18 protein-coding genes are annotated in these 17550 nt (G+C 40.4%); 12 read left to right on the top strand and 6 right to left on the bottom strand.

What is annotated here, in order from left to right:
* Positions 1 to 24: 24 nt before the first annotated feature.
* Entirely contained in the window at positions 25 to 1041 is a 1017-nt protein-coding gene (locus tag AACM45_RS13680; protein ID WP_339143384.1) for a glutamine synthetase beta-grasp domain-containing protein, read from the bottom strand.
* Positions 1042 to 1253: 212 nt separating this feature from the next.
* Between AACM45_RS13680 and AACM45_RS13675 the strand changes: the two genes are divergently transcribed.
* The 8 genes from AACM45_RS13675 (at position 1254) to AACM45_RS13640 (ending at position 9525) form a co-directional block, all read left to right on the top strand.
* The gene (locus AACM45_RS13675) at positions 1254 to 3434 is read left to right on the top strand and encodes a glutamine synthetase III family protein (RefSeq protein ID WP_339143383.1); all 2181 of its coding nucleotides are present in this window, start codon (positions 1254 to 1256) and stop codon (positions 3432 to 3434) included.
* 47 nt (positions 3435 to 3481) lie between these two features.
* Positions 3482 to 4471: a serine/threonine dehydratase gene (locus AACM45_RS13670; RefSeq protein WP_339143381.1), complete on the top strand. Its 990-nt coding sequence runs from the start codon at positions 3482 to 3484 to the stop codon at positions 4469 to 4471.
* A 339-nt stretch (positions 4472 to 4810) separates the two neighbouring features.
* Positions 4811 to 5989 carry an AIR synthase related protein gene (locus AACM45_RS13665; RefSeq protein ID WP_339143380.1) on the top strand — a complete coding sequence of 393 codons (1179 nt, stop codon included), beginning with the start codon at positions 4811 to 4813 and terminating at the stop codon, positions 5987 to 5989.
* 50 nt (positions 5990 to 6039) lie between these two features.
* The gene (locus tag AACM45_RS13660) at positions 6040 to 6474 is read left to right on the top strand and encodes a QcrA and Rieske domain-containing protein (RefSeq protein WP_339143379.1); all 435 of its coding nucleotides are present in this window, start codon (positions 6040 to 6042) and stop codon (positions 6472 to 6474) included.
* 17 nt (positions 6475 to 6491) lie between these two features.
* Complete coding sequence (locus tag AACM45_RS13655; RefSeq protein ID WP_339143378.1) at positions 6492 to 6929, top strand: thioredoxin family protein; 438 nt, start codon at positions 6492 to 6494, stop codon at positions 6927 to 6929.
* Positions 6926 to 7918 (top strand): FAD:protein FMN transferase, encoded by a 993-nt coding sequence (locus tag AACM45_RS13650; protein WP_339143377.1) that lies wholly within the window; start codon positions 6926 to 6928, stop codon positions 7916 to 7918. Before AACM45_RS13655 ends, AACM45_RS13650 begins: the two co-directional genes overlap by 4 nt.
* A gap of 7 nt (positions 7919 to 7925) precedes the next feature.
* Positions 7926 to 8135: a DUF4266 domain-containing protein gene (locus tag AACM45_RS13645; protein ID WP_339143376.1), complete on the top strand. Its 210-nt coding sequence runs from the start codon at positions 7926 to 7928 to the stop codon at positions 8133 to 8135.
* A 28-nt stretch (positions 8136 to 8163) separates the two neighbouring features.
* Positions 8164 to 9525 (top strand): DUF3570 domain-containing protein, encoded by a 1362-nt coding sequence (locus AACM45_RS13640; protein WP_339143375.1) that lies wholly within the window; start codon positions 8164 to 8166, stop codon positions 9523 to 9525.
* Here the strand turns inward: AACM45_RS13640 and AACM45_RS13635 are convergent.
* The gene (locus tag AACM45_RS13635) at positions 9512 to 10171 is read right to left on the bottom strand and encodes an ATP-binding cassette domain-containing protein (protein WP_339143374.1); all 660 of its coding nucleotides are present in this window, start codon (positions 10169 to 10171) and stop codon (positions 9512 to 9514) included. The genes AACM45_RS13640 and AACM45_RS13635 overlap by 14 nt on opposite strands.
* Positions 10172 to 10521: 350 nt before the next feature.
* Here AACM45_RS13635 and prfA point away from each other — a divergent pair, with 350 nt between their 5' ends.
* From prfA to pyrF, 3 genes are read left to right on the top strand one after another with little or no spacing between them, the layout of a single operon-like run.
* A complete protein-coding gene (gene prfA, locus AACM45_RS13630; RefSeq protein WP_339143373.1) occupies positions 10522 to 11598 on the top strand; it encodes a peptide chain release factor 1 in 1077 nt (358 codons plus the stop codon).
* A 45-nt stretch (positions 11599 to 11643) separates the two neighbouring features.
* Entirely contained in the window at positions 11644 to 12012 is a 369-nt protein-coding gene (locus AACM45_RS13625) for a four helix bundle protein (RefSeq protein WP_339143371.1), read from the top strand.
* 14 nt (positions 12013 to 12026) lie between these two features.
* Complete coding sequence (gene pyrF / locus AACM45_RS13620) at positions 12027 to 12854, top strand: orotidine-5'-phosphate decarboxylase (RefSeq protein ID WP_339143370.1); 828 nt, start codon at positions 12027 to 12029, stop codon at positions 12852 to 12854.
* Here the strand turns inward: pyrF and AACM45_RS13615 are convergent.
* Positions 12851 to 13045 (bottom strand): hypothetical protein, encoded by a 195-nt coding sequence (locus AACM45_RS13615; protein WP_339143369.1) that lies wholly within the window; start codon positions 13043 to 13045, stop codon positions 12851 to 12853. The two genes, pyrF and AACM45_RS13615, sit on opposite strands and share 4 nt — an antisense overlap.
* A 181-nt stretch (positions 13046 to 13226) precedes the next feature.
* Here AACM45_RS13615 and AACM45_RS13610 point away from each other — a divergent pair, with 181 nt between their 5' ends.
* Positions 13227 to 14012, top strand: a complete 786-nt coding sequence (locus AACM45_RS13610; RefSeq protein WP_339143368.1) for an alpha/beta fold hydrolase — start codon at positions 13227 to 13229, stop codon at positions 14010 to 14012.
* A 264-nt stretch (positions 14013 to 14276) separates the two neighbouring features.
* On the opposite strand, the gene AACM45_RS13605 is transcribed toward AACM45_RS13610, so the two are convergent.
* The 3 genes from AACM45_RS13605 to AACM45_RS13595 form a co-directional block, all read right to left on the bottom strand.
* Positions 14277 to 14972, bottom strand: a complete 696-nt coding sequence (locus AACM45_RS13605; protein ID WP_339143366.1) for a hypothetical protein — start codon at positions 14970 to 14972, stop codon at positions 14277 to 14279.
* A 76-nt stretch (positions 14973 to 15048) separates the two neighbouring features.
* Entirely contained in the window at positions 15049 to 15300 is a 252-nt protein-coding gene (locus AACM45_RS13600) for a RagB/SusD family nutrient uptake outer membrane protein (protein ID WP_339143774.1), read from the bottom strand.
* 784 nt (positions 15301 to 16084) lie between these two features.
* Positions 16085 to 17536 carry a RagB/SusD family nutrient uptake outer membrane protein gene (locus AACM45_RS13595; RefSeq protein WP_339143365.1) on the bottom strand — a complete coding sequence of 484 codons (1452 nt, stop codon included), beginning with the start codon at positions 17534 to 17536 and terminating at the stop codon, positions 16085 to 16087.
* Positions 17537 to 17550: the final 14 nt, after the last annotated feature.

Here is a 17550-nt window from a genome sequence, read left to right as displayed (position 1 = left end):
TAGTAATCAACAACTAATTAGTATCTATACGTCAGCTGATTTGACGGTTTCTATAATTCTTCCTGCAATTTTATAAGGATCTCCGTTAGATGCCGGTCTTCGATCTTCCAACCATCCCTTCCAGCCACTTTCTACCGTGGCGATTGGAATACGGATTGATGCCCCCCTATCGGATATGCCGAAGCTGAATTCGTCAATGGATTGGGTTTCGTGATCACCGGTCAAACGCTGGTCATTGAATTCACCATATACGGCAATGTGTTCTTTCACCACAGGTCTGAAAGCCTCACATATTTTTTCATAGGTCGCCTGATCGCCACAGGTTCTTAATGTGGTATTAGAGAAATTGGCGTGCATACCTGAACCATTCCAATCCATGTCTTTACCTAGTGGTTTTGGGTGGTATTCGATATAATATCCGTATTGCTCCGTCAAACGATCCAATAAATAACGGGCGACCCAAATTTCATCCCCCGCCTTTTTGGCCCCTTTGGCAAATAATTGAAATTCCCACTGACCAGAAGCTACCTCTTGATTGATACCTTCAAAATTAAGTCCGGCTGCAATACAATAATCGGCATGTTCCTCTACCAAGTCCCTTCCGTGCGTGTTTTTGCCACCTACTGAGCAGTAATACATTCCCTGCGGGGCAGGATATCCACCGATAGGGAAACCTAGGGGAAGTTGGGTCTGGGTGTCCATAATAAAATACTCTTGTTCGAAACCGAACCAGAAATCATTATCATCATCATCAATAGTGGCCCTACCATTTGAGGTGTGTGGGGTACCATCGGCGTTTAAAACTTCCGTCATGACCAACCATCCGTTCTTTCTGGCGGGATCGGGGTAAATTGCTACAGGCTTCAACAAACAATCAGAAGAATCACCTGTCGCTTGGCGCGTTGAGCTTCCATCAAAAGACCACATTGGACAGTCTTCCAATTTACCGCTAAAATCAGTTACTACTTTAGTTTTGCTACGCATGTTCTGCGTTGGAAAATAACCATCTAACCAGATGTATTCTAATTTCGATTTGCTCATAGTGTGTTGTTTACGTGTAACGTTTCAAATTTAAGGCGTAAAAATAATTTTTTTTGGTACAATCTTAAATTTTTAGGGGGTGAATTCTTAAGAAGTTATTAATATTTTTTTACACCCTATTTTTCAGGGGGTAGATTAATAAAAAATCATTTTTTAGAGGGTCTTATTGCTAATTTGTTAATTTTGTATGTCGAAATTGAGGAAAACAGATTATGAAGAGATTTGAAGCATTATCGCAAAGCGATAATAGGGCAGTTATCAACATGGAAGAGTCTGAAAAACGCTCACATTTGTTTGCCAAAAACGTTTTTAATGATGAGAAAATGTTGCAGTTTCTTACGACTGAAGCCTATAAAAAAGTGCAGGCCGCTATTTTTTCAGGAAACAAGATCGACCGAAAAATCGCAGATCAGGTTGCCGAGGGAATGAAAGCATGGGCACTTGCTATGGGGGCTACCCACTACACCCATTGGTTTCAACCCTTGACAGGGGCAACGGCCGAGAAGCATGATGCTTTTTTTGACCTTATGGAAGATGGTAGGGCCCTTGAAAAATTCGGGGGACGACAATTGGTACAACAAGAACCTGATGCCTCGAGCTTCCCTAGTGGGGGAATACGAAATACTTTTGAAGCACGTGGCTATACGGCATGGGATCCGACTTCGCCTGCTTTTGTATATAAGACCACATTATGTATTCCAACTATTTTCGTGTCATATACGGGCGAGGCCCTAGATAATAAGGCACCGCTATTGCGGGCCTTGCATGCCGTCGATCAAGCGGCCACCGATGTGGCCCAATATTTTGATAAAACGGTCAGAAAGGTTCATGCGACCTTAGGTTGGGAACAGGAATATTTTTTGATTGACAAGGCACTGGCGGAATCACGACCTGATATTTTGATGACAGGGCGTACTTTGGTCGGTAATGCAGCGGCCAAGGGGCAGCAGTTGGACGATCACTATTTTGGAGTGATTCCCAGTCGGGTACTTAGTTTCATGAGCGCCTTAGAGAAGCAATGTATGGTACTGGGCATACCGGTCAAAACACGGCATAATGAGGTTGCCCCCAACCAATTTGAACTTGCTCCCGTATTTGAAGAAGCGAACCTTTCCGTAGACCATAACCTTTTGTTGATGGATGTAATGGACGAAATTGCCGATAAGCATGGGTTCAAAGTGTTGTTCCACGAAAAACCATTCGCTGGGATCAATGGATCGGGTAAGCACAATAATTGGTCTTTGGCTACGGATACCGGCGTGAATTTGCTGAGTCCGGGTTCAACCCCAATGAAAAACCTACAGTTTTTGACATTTTTCATTAATACCATAAAAGGGGTCGATACCTATGAGGAGTTATTGCGTTCATCAATTGCATCTGCCAGTAATGACCACCGCCTGGGGGCAAATGAAGCCCCACCGGCGATATTATCGATTTTTGTAGGGAAGCAATTGAGTGACGTCTTGGATGAATTGGAAGGGGTGTCTAAAGGAAAACTATCCCCAGAGGAAAAAACGGAATTGAAGTTGAACGTGGTCGGTAAGATACCTGAAATCCTTTTAGACAATACCGATAGAAACAGAACCTCCCCTTTTGCATTCACGGGAAATAAGTTCGAAATGCGTGGTGTCGGGTCTAAAATGAATTGTGCTAAACCCATGACGGTGCTCAATACCATCGTTGCCAAGCAATTGACCGATTTTAAAAAAGAGGTCGATGCCCTTATCGATAAAAAAAGCTTGAAGAAAGATGAGGCGGTTTTTAATGTGCTGAGGGAGTATATCAAAACCTCAAAACGAATTCGCTTTGATGGTGATGGTTACAGTAAAGATTGGGAGAATGAGGCGAAGAAACGAAAACTGAGTAATAATAAGAATACCCCTGACGCCCTCAAGGTATTGACTTCAAAAGACAGTCTGGCCCTGTTTGCCACAACCAATGTGATGAATGGGAAAGAATTGGTGGCCCACCAAGAGGTGGAACTCGATAATTATGTGTTCCATATTCAAATTGAAGGTAGAATTTTAAAAGAGTTGGTCTACAATTATATCATTCCGGCAGCGATAAAATATCAAAACCTATTACTTGAAAATGTGGCCGGACTTAAGGAGGTATACGGTGCGGCACATAAAAAGATTACCGAACCGCAGTTGAATATCCTTGAAAAGATAGGGGAGCACCTGGTGGCCATAAAAAAGTTGGCTGACCGCATGAACGAAGCAAGGGAGAAAGCCGATAGGTTGGTCGATATCGACAAAAAGGCCAAGGAGTATTGTGATACCATACAACCTTATTTTGAAGATATTCGAGGGAATGCCGATGTATTGGAGCAATTGGTCTCAGATGAACTGTGGCCCTTGGCAAAATATCGAGAACTGCTATTTGTAAAATAAGCCGGTCCCTTTATTCATGAAAGTGGAGGAATGGCTATTTTTAAACCATGGCACTGAAACTTGAGGACATTGAAAAGGCAAAAGAACGGATAACGCCTTATATTACGAAAACCCCGATATTGACGTCTTCGCTATTGAACGAATGGCTTGGACATGAAATTTATTTTAAGGCCGAAAATTTTCAAAAGATAGGTGCCTTTAAGGCTAGGGGCGGGGTCAACACGCTATCGTGGCTATTGGAACAAGGATTTCGCCCGAAACACATTGTAGCAAATAGTTCGGGCAACCATGCCCAGGCGGTAGCTTTTGCGGCAAAACAATTCGACATTCCTGCTACGATTTTTATGGCGGCCTATTCTTCAAAGGTCAAAATACAGGCTACCAAGGCCTATGGGGCCAGGGTGGTTTTAAGTGAAACCAGAAATATTACGGATACTTTGGTCGCCAAGGCTGCCCAAGAAGAAGACACGTTTTGGATTCCCCCCTTTAACCATGAACAGGTGATTTGTGGCCAGGGTACCGCAGCATATGAAGCGTTGCAAGAGCTTGGTCATATTGATGCTGTTTTCACGCCATGTGGGGGTGGCGGACTCACCTCAGGAACTTTGATAGCGGCTCGCGGACTTTCACCACAAACCAAAGTCTTTGGTGTAGAGCCCCTTAATGCCAATGATGCCGCAGAGTCGCTTCGAAAGGGTAGTATACAGCGTTTGCCCGCTGTACCAAACACCTTGGCAGACGGGGCGATGACCATGGCAATTGGCGATATTACATTTGAATACCTAAAGAGACTAGATGGTTTTTACGAGATAGAAGAGGAATATTTGGTGTATTGGACGCAATGGTTGACCCATTTATTAAAATGTCGAATAGAACCCACTTGCGCGATGCCCATGGAAGCGATTCGAAGGTGGTTAAAGACCCAAAAGACAAAGCAACGGGTGTTGTTGATTATCTCAGGTGGAAACATAGATCAACCTACTACCCAAAAAATCTGGGAAAAAGATTACTTGGGTCAACTTCCGCAACTTACCTGATAAAAAAATAGTGTGTACTTATCGGTTTTTATGAACATAGGAAAAGACGAGGAATTGAGAACTTTAAAATAAGATTAAGATCAATTCAATTATACGATACTCTAGTATTGACAAAACACACCAATAATAAGGGGATTTGGCATAAGTAAAGAAATTACAGCGGAAGTTGTTGTATTGACCTACTACTGCCTAGATGGCATTCGGGTCGGGGATTTACAGGTTGGCTCCCGGTAGTTAACAGTAATCACACCTTACTTCGAGGCCCTAGATGCTAATTTAATATTTACGAATTCAAACATCTCAATACGGTTTTCTTATTTTTGCGCAAATACCTAATCCATGTCTTCAGATACCAGTAAAAGATATGCACAACGTGGAGTTTCGGCTTCAAAAGAAGATGTGCACAATGCCATTAAAAATATTGACAAAGGTCTTTTTCCCAAGGCATTCTGCAAAATCGTGCCAGATTACTTAACCGGTAGTGATGAACACTGTTTGGTGATGCATGCCGATGGGGCAGGTACCAAATCGTCTTTGGCCTATACGTATTGGAAAGAAACCGGTGATATATCGGTATGGAAAGGTATCGCCCAAGACGCCCTGATTATGAATATCGATGATTTGATATGCGTGGGTGCAGTCGATAATATTATGCTTTCTTCCACGATTGGGCGCAATAAGAATTTGATTCCCGGTGAAGTTATTTCCGCAATTATCAACGGAACGGAAGAACTGATTTCCGATTTAAAAAGCCATGGAATGACCATTCATTCCACCGGGGGTGAGACCGCTGATGTGGGTGATCTTGTGCGCACGATAATAGTTGATTCCACGGTTACCGCTAGAATGAAACGGAGTTCGGTTATTGATAATGCCAATATCAAAGCTGGCGATGTTATCGTCGGCTTGGCTTCTTTTGGTCAGGCCAGCTATGAAAAAGCGTACAATGGGGGTATGGGTAGTAATGGGTTGACCTCGGCCCGGCACGATGTATTCTCAAAATACCTGGCCGAAAAATACCCAGAGAGTTTTGATGCCTCCGTGCCAGAAGAATTGGTGTATTCTGGCAGCACAAAATTAACCGATACCGTAGAAGGCGCTCCTTTAGATGCTGGAAAATTGGTCTTATCGCCCACTCGAACCTATGCTCCGATCGTGAAAAAAATCCTTGAAGAATATACCTCAAAAGAGATTCACGGTATGGTACACTGCAGCGGTGGGGCACAAACCAAAATATTACATTTCATTGATGGTCTTCATGTTGTAAAAGACAACCTTTTTGAAATTCCGCCCTTATTCAGATTGATTCAAGAACAGTCCGATACCGACTGGAAAGAGATGTACCAGGTTTTCAATTGCGGCCATCGCCTAGAATTATATGTAGATGAACGGATAGCTGCTGATTTAATGGCCCTCTCGAAGAGCTTTGATGTGGCTGCCCAAATTATCGGTAGGGTAGAAGCTTCTGAACAAAAAAGGCTTACGATCAAAAGCGAATTCGGAACATTCGAATATTAGCATACGATTTTTTTGAAAATAACGTTTTCTCTATAAACCCCAATACTGCTATGGAAAGAAAAAAATTTTTAAAAACGCTGGGTGCTGGTGCTGCCTTTGCGGTAGCCTTCCCTTGTTTACACGGTTGTTCTTCTGATTCTGATGAAGAGCTTGATACATTTCCTGTTCCAACGGGAGTGGACTTCACAGTGGATTTAACCTCTTCTGAGGCTGCTCCACTGGCAAATAATGGAGGTTTTATTCTAAAAAACTTTGTTGTGATTGCCCGTAATCTTGAAGGGGAATTGGTCGCTGCAAGCCAAGTTTGTAGCCATCAGCAGACCGAAGAGGTACGTTTTATTACCGAAGATGGTGGAATTTTTAGGTGTAGTACCCATGGTTCGCGGTTTTCACAAACAGGAACACCATTGAACACCATTACCAACAATCCGCTTAAAATATTCAATGTCGAACTTATGGGAGACACTTTAAGGATTTTTGAGTAGTAAACACGACGAATAAAATGAAAATGAAACTAGGCTTGGTTACCATGCTGTTTCCATTGGTGCTGATGGCGCAAAATTGGGAGCCCAATTATCAGAATGCCCTAACAAAGGCGAAAACTGAAAACAAACCACTTTTGGTTGTCTTTAGTGGTTCTGATTGGTGCGCCCCTTGCATAAAAATGGATAAAAAGATTTGGCAGTCGGCAGATTTTAAAAAACATGCCGAAATCAACTATGTGCTTTACAAAGCTGATTTTCCGAAAAGGAAATCAAATCAACTTTCGAATGATTTGATGGATGCCAATAAGACATTGGCGAAAAAATTCAATCCGAAAGGGCATTTTCCGCTTGTAGTGCTTTTAGACGGAAATGAGAACGTACTGGGCGAAACAGGGTACAAGAGGGTATCTGCCAGCAATTATATTGCCCATTTGAACGCTTTTGTCCCTCAATGAAGCCCTACGCTGTCATATTCTTACTATTGACATGCACCTTGCTGTCTGCCCAAGAGGATCTTGTCACGGTCAGCAAGGCCTTAAAACTCATGGGTACGCGGTTTGAGATTACGCTCGTGGCCCAAAACGAGGATATCGGTTATATCGCCATAAATGAGGCTATAAATGAAATTACCAGAATAGAGAAATTGATTTCTTCTTGGGATCCAGAATCGGAGACTTCTTTAATCAATAGAAATGCGGGCAGACAACCTGTAAAGGTTAGCAAAGAACTCTTTTCACTTATAGAAAGGGCCAAGAAAATTTCAGAAATTACCGATGGGGCCTTTGACATTTCTTATGCTTCCATGGATAATATTTGGAAGTTCAACGGTCAAATGAAAAAATTGCCCACAAAAAACGAGATTACCGCATCGGTAGCCAAGATAGGATACCAAAATATTATTTTAGATGCTGACAAGGGCACGGTTTTTTTAAAGGAACCGGGCATGCGATTGGCTTTCGGAGCGATAGGTAAAGGTTATGCCGCAGATAAAACAAAAGCTTTATTGATTTCAAAAGGGGTAATAGGCGGAATTATAAATGCTTCCGGCGATTTGACCACTTGGGGTACCAAGCATAGTGGGGAGAAATGGATGGTAGGTCTTACCAATCCTTTGGATAAGTCAAAGGTTTTTTCGTGGTTACCGATTATAGAATCATCGGTTGCCACTTCAGGTAATTATGAAAAATATATTGTTTTCAACGACGAAAAGTACTCGCATATTATCGACCCTAGAACAGGTTATCCCACTAAAGGAGTACAAAGTGTGTCGGTGTTCGCCAAAAACGCGGAACTCTGTGATGCCTTGGCCACGGCAGTATTCATTATGGGGCGTGACAGCGGTATTCATCTCATCAATCAATTGGAAGGCGTTGAGGTGGTCGTAGTTGATGATGCGAATGATATTCATAAAAGTTCGGGCATCTTATTGGATACCTCAAAATAATCTTGAAATGAAAAAATTGACTCTCTTAATTCTTATAGTAGTTGCAAACAGCTCATGTGTGGTCGTCAGGGAATATGAAAAAGTATACTTGAACGATGGCGAAATGCAATTGAGTTTAAAAGGTATGGAACGCTTTGAAACAAATTTCCAAATCTATCGTGAAGCCGCTTCCGGGGCCAATGGAGGAAAATCCGGTGGTGGATGTGGTTGTAATTAAGTGAAACCCAAAAGTTCGCTTGCGAACTTTGATGGTTGAACTTACCCTGAGCGAAGTCGAAGGGTCTTTTAAAATTAAGTTTGTTGATGGAAGTTGGAATGGTTTAAAAAATTTAAAGTTTATTTTGAGGCAGTCTTTTTCAATTTTAATTTGTTTTCTTGCACATCTCTGTTGCTCAGCCCAACAAACCACTACTTCTTATAAAAAGAGGGTGCTGGAAGCCGGTGAATTGGACATGCTTTTTAGTTACTACGGTCAAGATGGGCAAAATGCCGCAGTCAATGGAGGTGAAGGTACAGAAGAGTTGACCGATGCCACATCCACCCTGGTTTTGAGGATGCCCTTGAATAAAGACGATGTTTTGACCATTGATGTTGGTATTTCGGCCTATACCTCGGCGTCGTCGAGTAATGTAAACCCTTTTGATAGTCAAGGGCGAGCTTCGCCTTTTGATGCTTCCTCGGGCGAATCGCGCACTGATGAGTTGGTCTACTTCAATCCTTCGTATTCACATTCCTCAGATGACCGTAACAAGATATGGTCCGCAAAGGGGTATGTGTCCAATGAGTACGATTACTTTTCAGTTGGGTTTGGTGGTTCGTACGCGTATTTGTTCAATGAGAAGAATACCGAAATATCGATTTCGGGTCAAGTATTTTTAGATAGTTGGAATCCTCAGTATCCCGTGGAACTGCGTGGTGGTTTCGCTGAAAACATTGCGGGGTATGACCCCATATTTGAACGTTTTGAAAATGAGAATCGCAATTCGTATTCTTTATCGTTTGGTTTTTCCCAGATTCTTACCAAACGCATACAAGGTTCGCTTTCCGTTGATTTGGTTGCTCAGAACGGATTGCTGAGCACTCCTTTTCAGCGGGTTTATTTTGGCGATGTACAAGACTTTTTTATTGAGGATTTTCAATTGGCCGATGACGTGGAACGTCTGCCGGACACCCGCTTTAAAGTACCTATAGGGGGGCGATTGAACTATTATTTAAATGATATTATAGTATTGCGCAGTTATTACCGCTATTACTTCGATGATTGGGGCATTCAATCACATACGGCGAGCTTAGAGGTGCCTGTAAGGCTTAGCGATAAGTTCACTATCTATCCTACATACCGTTATTATCAACAGACCGCAGCTGATTATTTTTTTCAAAAAGAGATTGCACAGTCAACTTTTGATTTCTACACTTCTGATTTTGACCTTTCTGAATACACCGCCAATCAATACGGGTTTGGGGTACAGTACAAAGATATTCTTACCAAGACGCGACTTTTCCTTTTTGGTTTAAAAACTATTGACCTAAGGTTCAATTATTACGATAGAAGTGATGGGCTGACGGCATCCATCTTGACCCTAGGTACCACGTTTATTGTGGATTAACGGGTAGATACCCTTCCCTTATCAGACTTTCTTGATTTGTAACAAATTTTGAAGAACCGTCTTTTAAAAGATAGATACTGTCCCCCACGCTTAAGATATCTTGGTAGTAGTGATCGGTAATTATGATGGTTTTTTCTTTTTTCAATTCGAGCAACCGTTCTTTTAGTTGTTCGATATAAACTGGTGCAATGAAAGAGAAAGGCTCATCCAACAAGATAATGTCGCAATCTTTGCTTAGAATGAGATAGGTTTCTACAAGACGCATTTCCCCACTTGAAAGTTCGGCAATAGGTATGTTTTTATAAATGGAGAAATTTTGAAAACGCGAAATGAATTCCTGCCAGTCGACTTGAAACAAATTAAAGGCCGTTACCAATTTAATCGTTTTCGGGAGTAATGCGTGTTGGGGCAAATAGGCAACGTTCCTAGCAGCAAACAAGGGTTTGGTTCTGTTTTTTCCATCAATTCTTATCGAGGCATATTTTGGCTTTAAACTTCCAAAAATAATGTTCAGTAATGAGGTTTTACCAGATCCATTGCGTCCAAGTAATGCCGTGATTTTTCCTTGCTCAGCTTTGAGGTAGATACCATGTAAGATTTGTTTTGAACCGAAGCTCAGTTCTATGTTATCTATTTCAAGAACCAATACAAAATGAGGTTTAAGCCTATTGTTAAAAGTAAATCATAGAGAAAAGCGACGTAAAATAGAACTTTCTTGGATAGCCCTAAGTTGTAATAAAAAATCAATCGTTGCTTTAGCCGTTGCTCCGTCCAAACAAAATACAAAAAGACCCAAAAAAGCAATTTAATGGGCAATACCAGTGATAGTGGTAGTTTTATGATGAAAAGGAAAAGCCCGAAGATTGTTGAAACCAATAGTAAGGCCCTACAAAAAAGGAAAGCAGCAAAATAGGTAGCGCGATACAGAAGGGCGGTCATAGCGAATTAAATGTACAAATTAATCGTAAATTCGCTTAATTATACGACGAATGAACTATGCTTGAAAAATTGAACATTGTTAAGCAACGCTTTGACGAAGTTGCCGATCTTATCATTCAACCAGATATTATTGCCGACCAGAAGCGTTACGTAAAGCTCAACAAAGAATATAAGGATCTAAAAAACCTTTGTGATAAGCGGGAGACCTATATTACCCTAACCAATAATTTAGCTGAGGCAGAAGAGATTATTGCAGATGGTAGTGATCCAGAAATGGTTGAAATGGCCAAAATGCAATATGACGAGGCCAAAGAGGCACTGCCAAAGTTGGAAGAAGAGATAAAACTCATGCTTATTCCCAAAGACCCGGAAGATTCCAAAGACGTGGTCATGGAAGTTCGGGCAGGTACGGGTGGTGATGAGGCCAGTATCTTTGCAGGGGATCTCTACCGCATGTATACCAAATATTGTGAATCAAAGGGATGGAAAACCAATATTATTGATTTAAGCGAAGGTACCAGTGGGGGGTATAAAGAAATCCATTTTGAGGTAACCGGTGAAGATGTTTATGGTACGCTCAAGTTTGAGGCTGGGGTTCATCGGGTACAGCGCGTGCCCCAGACAGAAACCCAGGGAAGGGTGCATACAAGCGCGGCGACGGTAATGGTAATTCCTGAAGCCGAAGAATTTGACGTCCAAATAGATCCCAAAGATGTTCGAATTGATTTTTTCTGCTCTTCCGGCCCAGGGGGCCAATCGGTGAATACCACTTATTCAGCCGTGCGTTTAACACACGTTCCGACAGGTTTGGTGGCACAATGTCAAGATCAAAAATCACAACACAAAAACAAGGAAAAAGCGTTTAAAGTGCTACGTTCACGTCTGTATGATCTAGAATTGGCAAAAAAACAAGAGGCAGACGCAGCCAAACGTAACTCACAGGTCAGTAGTGGTGACCGTTCCGCAAAAATCAGGACTTATAATTATCCGCAGGGTAGGGTCACCGACCACAGAATTGGTTTGACCCTTTATGATTTGCAGAATATTATCAATGGTGATGTTCAAAAAATAATCGATGAATTGATGTTGGTAGAGAATACCGAAAAGTTAAAGGAAGCTTCAGAGATTTTTTAATTAAGGTTTTGGGTTATAGGTTTTGGCACTTTTTATTTTTAAATAATGAGGAATTTTAGAGATTTAGAAATATGGAAGAGTGGAATTCTTTTAGTCAAAAAAGTTTATTTACTTGTAAATACATTTCCAAGTGCGGAGAAGTATGGTCTTTCTTCTCAAATGTCTCGTTCTGCAATTTCAATTCCATCCAATATTGCTGAGGGTTGCTCAAGGGAATCCCAAAAAGATTTTAGTCGGTTTCTTCAAATTGCATTAGGATCTTCATTTGAGTTGGAGACACAACTGCTTATTTCATTGGAAGTCGGATTTATTTCTCAATCTAAGTATTCAGAGATTATAGAGAGCCTAAATCAACTTCAAAAGAGCATCAACTCATTGAAAAAATACGCGGAAAAGCAAACCCTAAACCGATAACCTAACACCTCATAATGAAGATACAAGAATTAGTAGCCCAAATAAGAAGAAAAAAATCTTTTTTATGTGTCGGCTTGGATACGGATCTGGATAAGATTCCGAAACATCTTTTACAAGAGGAAGATCCCATCTTTAGTTTTAACAAAGCTATCATTGATGCCACACAAGAATTCTGTGTGGCCTACAAACCCAATATTGCATTTTATGAAGCATATGGTCTGAAAGGGTGGAAGTCGTTGGAAAAGACCATCGACTATCTTAACGAAAACTACCCGGAACAGTTTACTATTGCCGATGCCAAGAGAGGTGATATTGGAAATACCTCGACCCGATATGCGAAGGCATTTTTTGAAGCGTTGAATTTTGATTCGTTGACCATAGCACCCTATATGGGTAAAGACTCTGTAGAGCCTTTTTTAGCTTTTGAAGATAAACATACCATTCTTCTGGCCTTGACCTCAAATCAAGGGGCTTTCGATTTTCAAACCCAAAAAGTGAATGAAAACGAGTTGTACAAAGAAGTGCTGAAGGTATCAAAGACCTATGATCATTCTGAAAGGTTAATGTATGTGGTGGGGGCTACTAAAGCTGAATACTTAAAGGAGGTTCGCGAAATAGTGCCTAATAGCTTTTTATTGGTTCCAGGTGTGGGCGCCCAAGGGGGCAATTTACAAGATGTCTGCAAATACGGTATGACCAACGAAGTCGGTTTATTGATAAACTCCAGCAGAGGTATTATCTATGCGTCGACCGCACCTGATTTTGCTATCGCGGCAGGGGAAAAAGCAATGGCAATTCAAAATGAAATGCAATTGGAACTTAATAAAATAGGTTTTATTTAAATCAGGTTTTCCAAGGTTCTTTTGATACTTTGGGCCTTTGATTCAAAAAAATCGGCAAGACGGGAATCAATGTTACCCATATTGGAAGCTTTTTCTAAAAAATGTTGGTAGCGGTACTCTAAAACGGCTATGGCCTGATTTCCACTTGTGATTGGTTTGACCGAACCAACCCTACAATATTGATTTTCCATAACGAATAAGATTTGTTATACCAAAGATACGTTCCAAATCCGTTTTTAGACTATAGGTTTCAAGTGTATACACCTATAAATCAGGTAGTTTGTCTAATTTTAACTTCAAATTGGCAATTGTCACCTTATGTCGCTGTGTTTGTTAGTTAAAATTTAACGTATTTTAGCCCAAATTTTATTTTTGCTGCATTACACCAAATATCAACACAAAACTTCTAAAGAATGGGTAACCTTTGTACATGGTGCCGGAGGAAGTTCTACAATATGGTACAAGCAGTTAAGGGATTTTAAACAACATTTCAACATACTGCTTTTAGATTTAAGGGGGCACGGAAACTCAAAACCAAATCTGAAAGATGCTTTTAGTGATAAGTATACCTTTGATAGTATTACTGAGGATATCGTTAAGGTAATCGATCACGAAAAAATCGAGAAATCGCATTTTGTTGGTATTTCACTAGGTACCATACTTATTCGAAACCTTGCAGAGAACTACCCAGACCGAGTGGCCAGTATGGTCATGGGTGGTGCAATTATGAAATTGAATTTTCGTTCGCAGGTCTTGATGCGATTAGGGGTGATCTTCAAATCAATCGTACCCTATTTATGGCTGTACAAGTTCTTTGCATTTGTAATCATGCCTAATAAAAACCATAGGGAATCTCGTCTTCTATTTGTTCGTGAGGCCAAAAAATTGTACCAAAAAGAATTTATAAGGTGGTTTAAACTCACCTCAGAGATTAACCCACTGTTACGGTTCTTTAGAACGGTCGATATCAAAATACCCACGCTTTATGTCATGGGCGCCGAAGATTATCTTTTTTTACCGACAATTCAAAAGATTGTTAAAAGTCACCGCGTATCTGAACTATTTGTAGTAGAAAACTGCGGCCATGTGGTCAATGTAGAACAGCCTTTGGTCTTTAATGACAAGGTGATCGGCTATTTGTCAAAGTTGACAACTTAGTGGTACTTGCATGAACCTTCTGTGCCGGTCAATCATAACTTCCTTGATCATATGTAAAGACAGCCCTGGCCTTTGTATAGCTAATTCAAATATGTAATCTAAAAATGAGATAAATTTTTTAGATGATACCAGAGCTGTCATACATAGTTAAGCCTAGGTAATTAACGCATTATCACATTGATTTTAGGTAAGTCTTATCAACTTTTACCTAAGCCGATAAATAATTACTTGATGCTTGGTCGAATTAATCTTAATTGCTTAAACTCAATTTGTATTAAAGTAATATTCTAATGTCTTTAGCACATCTTTTTCGATATTGGGATTAATGCCATTTTTTTTCACGAATGTTTTTATAGCGGCTTGTCGAGGAGCGAAAAATGCATAAAATGGCTTCTTTTTTCTCGGTATCTCAATGAGGTAATCCGTAGATTTTAGTGGATTATTCAAGTAATAGGCATCTTCAAGTCGCGTGAATTTTGCCTCGACCTTTTTTTCATAACTACTTTTTGCCGGCTTTTCCGGCTCATATTTAATACGGTATCTTTTGTAAAGAATGTATTTCTCCGTATCAAATCTTTTTTCAAAGAAGGTAGTCTCAATTTTCTTATTTGGTTTAAGAAACTTGTGGATTTCAAATATTCGCTTAAGAGTATCACCAATGAATTCAATGACATAGGGTTGATTCTTAGAAAGAAAAAGAATGCTTCCATCATTATTTTTGAATTCAATACTATTGTCAACAACATCAAAACGAACCTCATGGACTCCTTTAAATCCTTTTATTTTGGCAGGTTTGAAGTCATCGAAGATATATTTTGAACCCGTTACGTCTTCATAATTTCTAGTATTGGTGTTTACATAAAATGACAGTTCATTCAGGGAACCCGATTGATTGGGTTGAATTTGCCCAAAACTTGCGATGCCAAGGAACAGTAAAAAATAAAAACCGACTTTTTTCATAAAATGGATTTGAGAAGTCAAAAAACCACTATTCAAAATAGTTGAATAGTGGTTTTCATTTGATTGATGAAGTATTTTAAAAACTACTCGGATTTTGTGTGATGTTTGGGTTATTCGTGATTTCATCTTCTACAATGGGGAAAATTACCTTATTTGCCCCCGGGGCAGAGTCGGCACCGCCATCTGGTCTAAGGTTTTGATTGTTTCTCAAAAGATCCATTCTACGATGACCTTCAAAGCAAAGTTCTTTTCTGCGTTCTAAAAGAATAGCATCTAATTCCACACTTGCTAAATTGGCTAAACCTGCACGATTTCGAAGTCTATTGATATCGTTTAATGGGGAACCGGTACATACGGTTTTCGATGACCTTTATCGTCCTAAAAATAACTATATGGAGGCAGCTCTGAAGATGTTGATAGCTAATTCAAATAAAACAATCTAAAAATGAAACCGATGTGTCTTTTTAGAAGTATATCAGAGCCGCCTTATATAGTTAGGTTGGTGGTAAATTAACGGTATGCGTTTCATGTTTCCGGTAAACCCTAACAACTCTTACCTTGACCGAATAAAACTTATGGTTATTTTACTAATGCAATCTAATCTGGGGTTGGTTTCGGAATCCAGGATATTGTCCAAACAATTTTAGAGGTGGCATTTATGGGATAAGGTTTATTCTGTAGTAAGTTCTGGCAATGAGATCGATGAAGGTATCATGGTGTATGTCAAGATGCAGAATTTAGAACGTGAATATGGTGATTTACGGAGAAAATAATCTTTATTTAGTTGGTCTACAGTCGATATTAAGTCTTTCTCCTTTTAGGTGATAGTCGTTCAATCCATATTTAAGGTCTTGCAACGCTTTGAAATCCAGCGAGACCTTTGCATAGAGGCTTAAAAAGTGCTACGCTATCCAAATTATGTGGAATTTCTTCTTTTTCAAGAATTCTATCAGATGTCGAACTTTCTACATATTTTGAATTTTTCAAAAATCCCCTAGGATTGACTATCATTCTTTTTAGGAGACCAAAAAAACCCTTGCTTGTAAAATACAGCAAGGGTTCCAATAATTTAGTCTATAATACTATCCTATCTTAGGATAGTATAAAATGAGTTAATACCCTGGATTCTGCATAAAATTTGGGTTGTTGTTGATTTCTGCTATTGGGAACGGGATTTGGAACCTAAAATCGCCAGATGGTAAAGTAGACACACTGGCGGGTGTTCCGGTACCATCAGACAGATCGCCGAAATTGGATCGTTGTACGGATTCCCCTCTTCGCTTAATATCAAAAAATCTGTGCGATTCGAAAGCCAGTTCTACCCTTCTTTCAAATTGGATAGCTGTTTCCAATGCTGCCCCTACCTCGCCATCTGGTGCATTGGCACTATAACGCACCGCACGCAACTGGTTCAATGTAGCCAAAGCTGCGGCTTCGTTGTTCAGTTCAAATTGGGCCTCGGCCCTATTCAAGAATACCTCGGCTGTTCTAAAGAGTTTAACATCTACCACACCGTTCCTGTCAATCCCCACTTTGTTGATGGCATTGTGCATCTCGTCATTATTGGTACCAATAATCGATAAGACTCCCTTTCTAACATCATCATCTGAAATGGCACTGAAAAACTCAAAGTCCAGAGCATATTCCGAAATTACGTTCCCACTGGCCGTTTGGCTCCAAAGGACGCCAACAGTAACATTGTCCAGTGCTGGGTCTTGATCTGCCAGCATAATTACCCCATCGGTACTGTCGTCAGTGAACACAGCGGGGTAGCTATCAATGGAAGCCAGAGAACTTGTCACTAAGTTTCCTGCATCGATGGAATTCTGCCATTGACCCATATATAGATATACCCTTGATAAAAAAGCGTTTACAGCATTTCTATTGAACCTTCCCGAACCATTATCCTCCGCGATAAGATCGCGCGCTTCCAACAAGTCTGCTATGATATCGTCATAATTCTCACCAACGGTATCTCTGGCAGGTGTAGCGAAGGGGTCACCAGTATCTCCATCTTCGAATTTTATATAAGGCACCCCTAGAGTTCCGTTGGCTCCTGGGTCTTGGGTAGGTATTTGGGCATAGAGCCGGGCCATATCAAAATGTGCAAATGCACGCATGGCCAATGCTTGTCCTAAAATATCGTCCCTATCCGCCCCTGCTTGTAGATTATCTATCCTTTCTATAATAATATTGGCCAGGTTAATAATCTCATAAGCTTCATTAAATGGGCCTATATTGTTCAAAGCGGTATAGTTGAACTCAAAATTGTTCCTATTGGATTGCCGTCCGGACTGGACCAAGATTACATTATCTGATAGGATATCCGGTAGTCCTGACAAAGAAACGGAACCGTAATAGGTATCACCGATACCTGCAACATCGTCATCGGTCAAAAGCTGGGCGTACATTCCATCAAGACCGAGCCTGAAATCTGCAACTGTATTAAAAAAATTATCAGTGGTCAAGGAGTTTTCAGGGGATTGATCCAGTTCATCCTCACAAGATACCATAGCAGCCATGGCAAGGATCGTTATTAAAAATAAATTATTAAGCTTTTTCATTTTACTTTTAGATT

This window comes from Croceitalea sp. MTPC5 (assembly GCF_036985505.1).
Taxonomy (GTDB): Bacteria; Bacteroidota; Bacteroidia; order Flavobacteriales; family Flavobacteriaceae; genus Croceitalea.
Note: the sequence above shows the minus strand (reverse complement) of the source record. Positions and strands in the feature narration are given on the sequence as shown.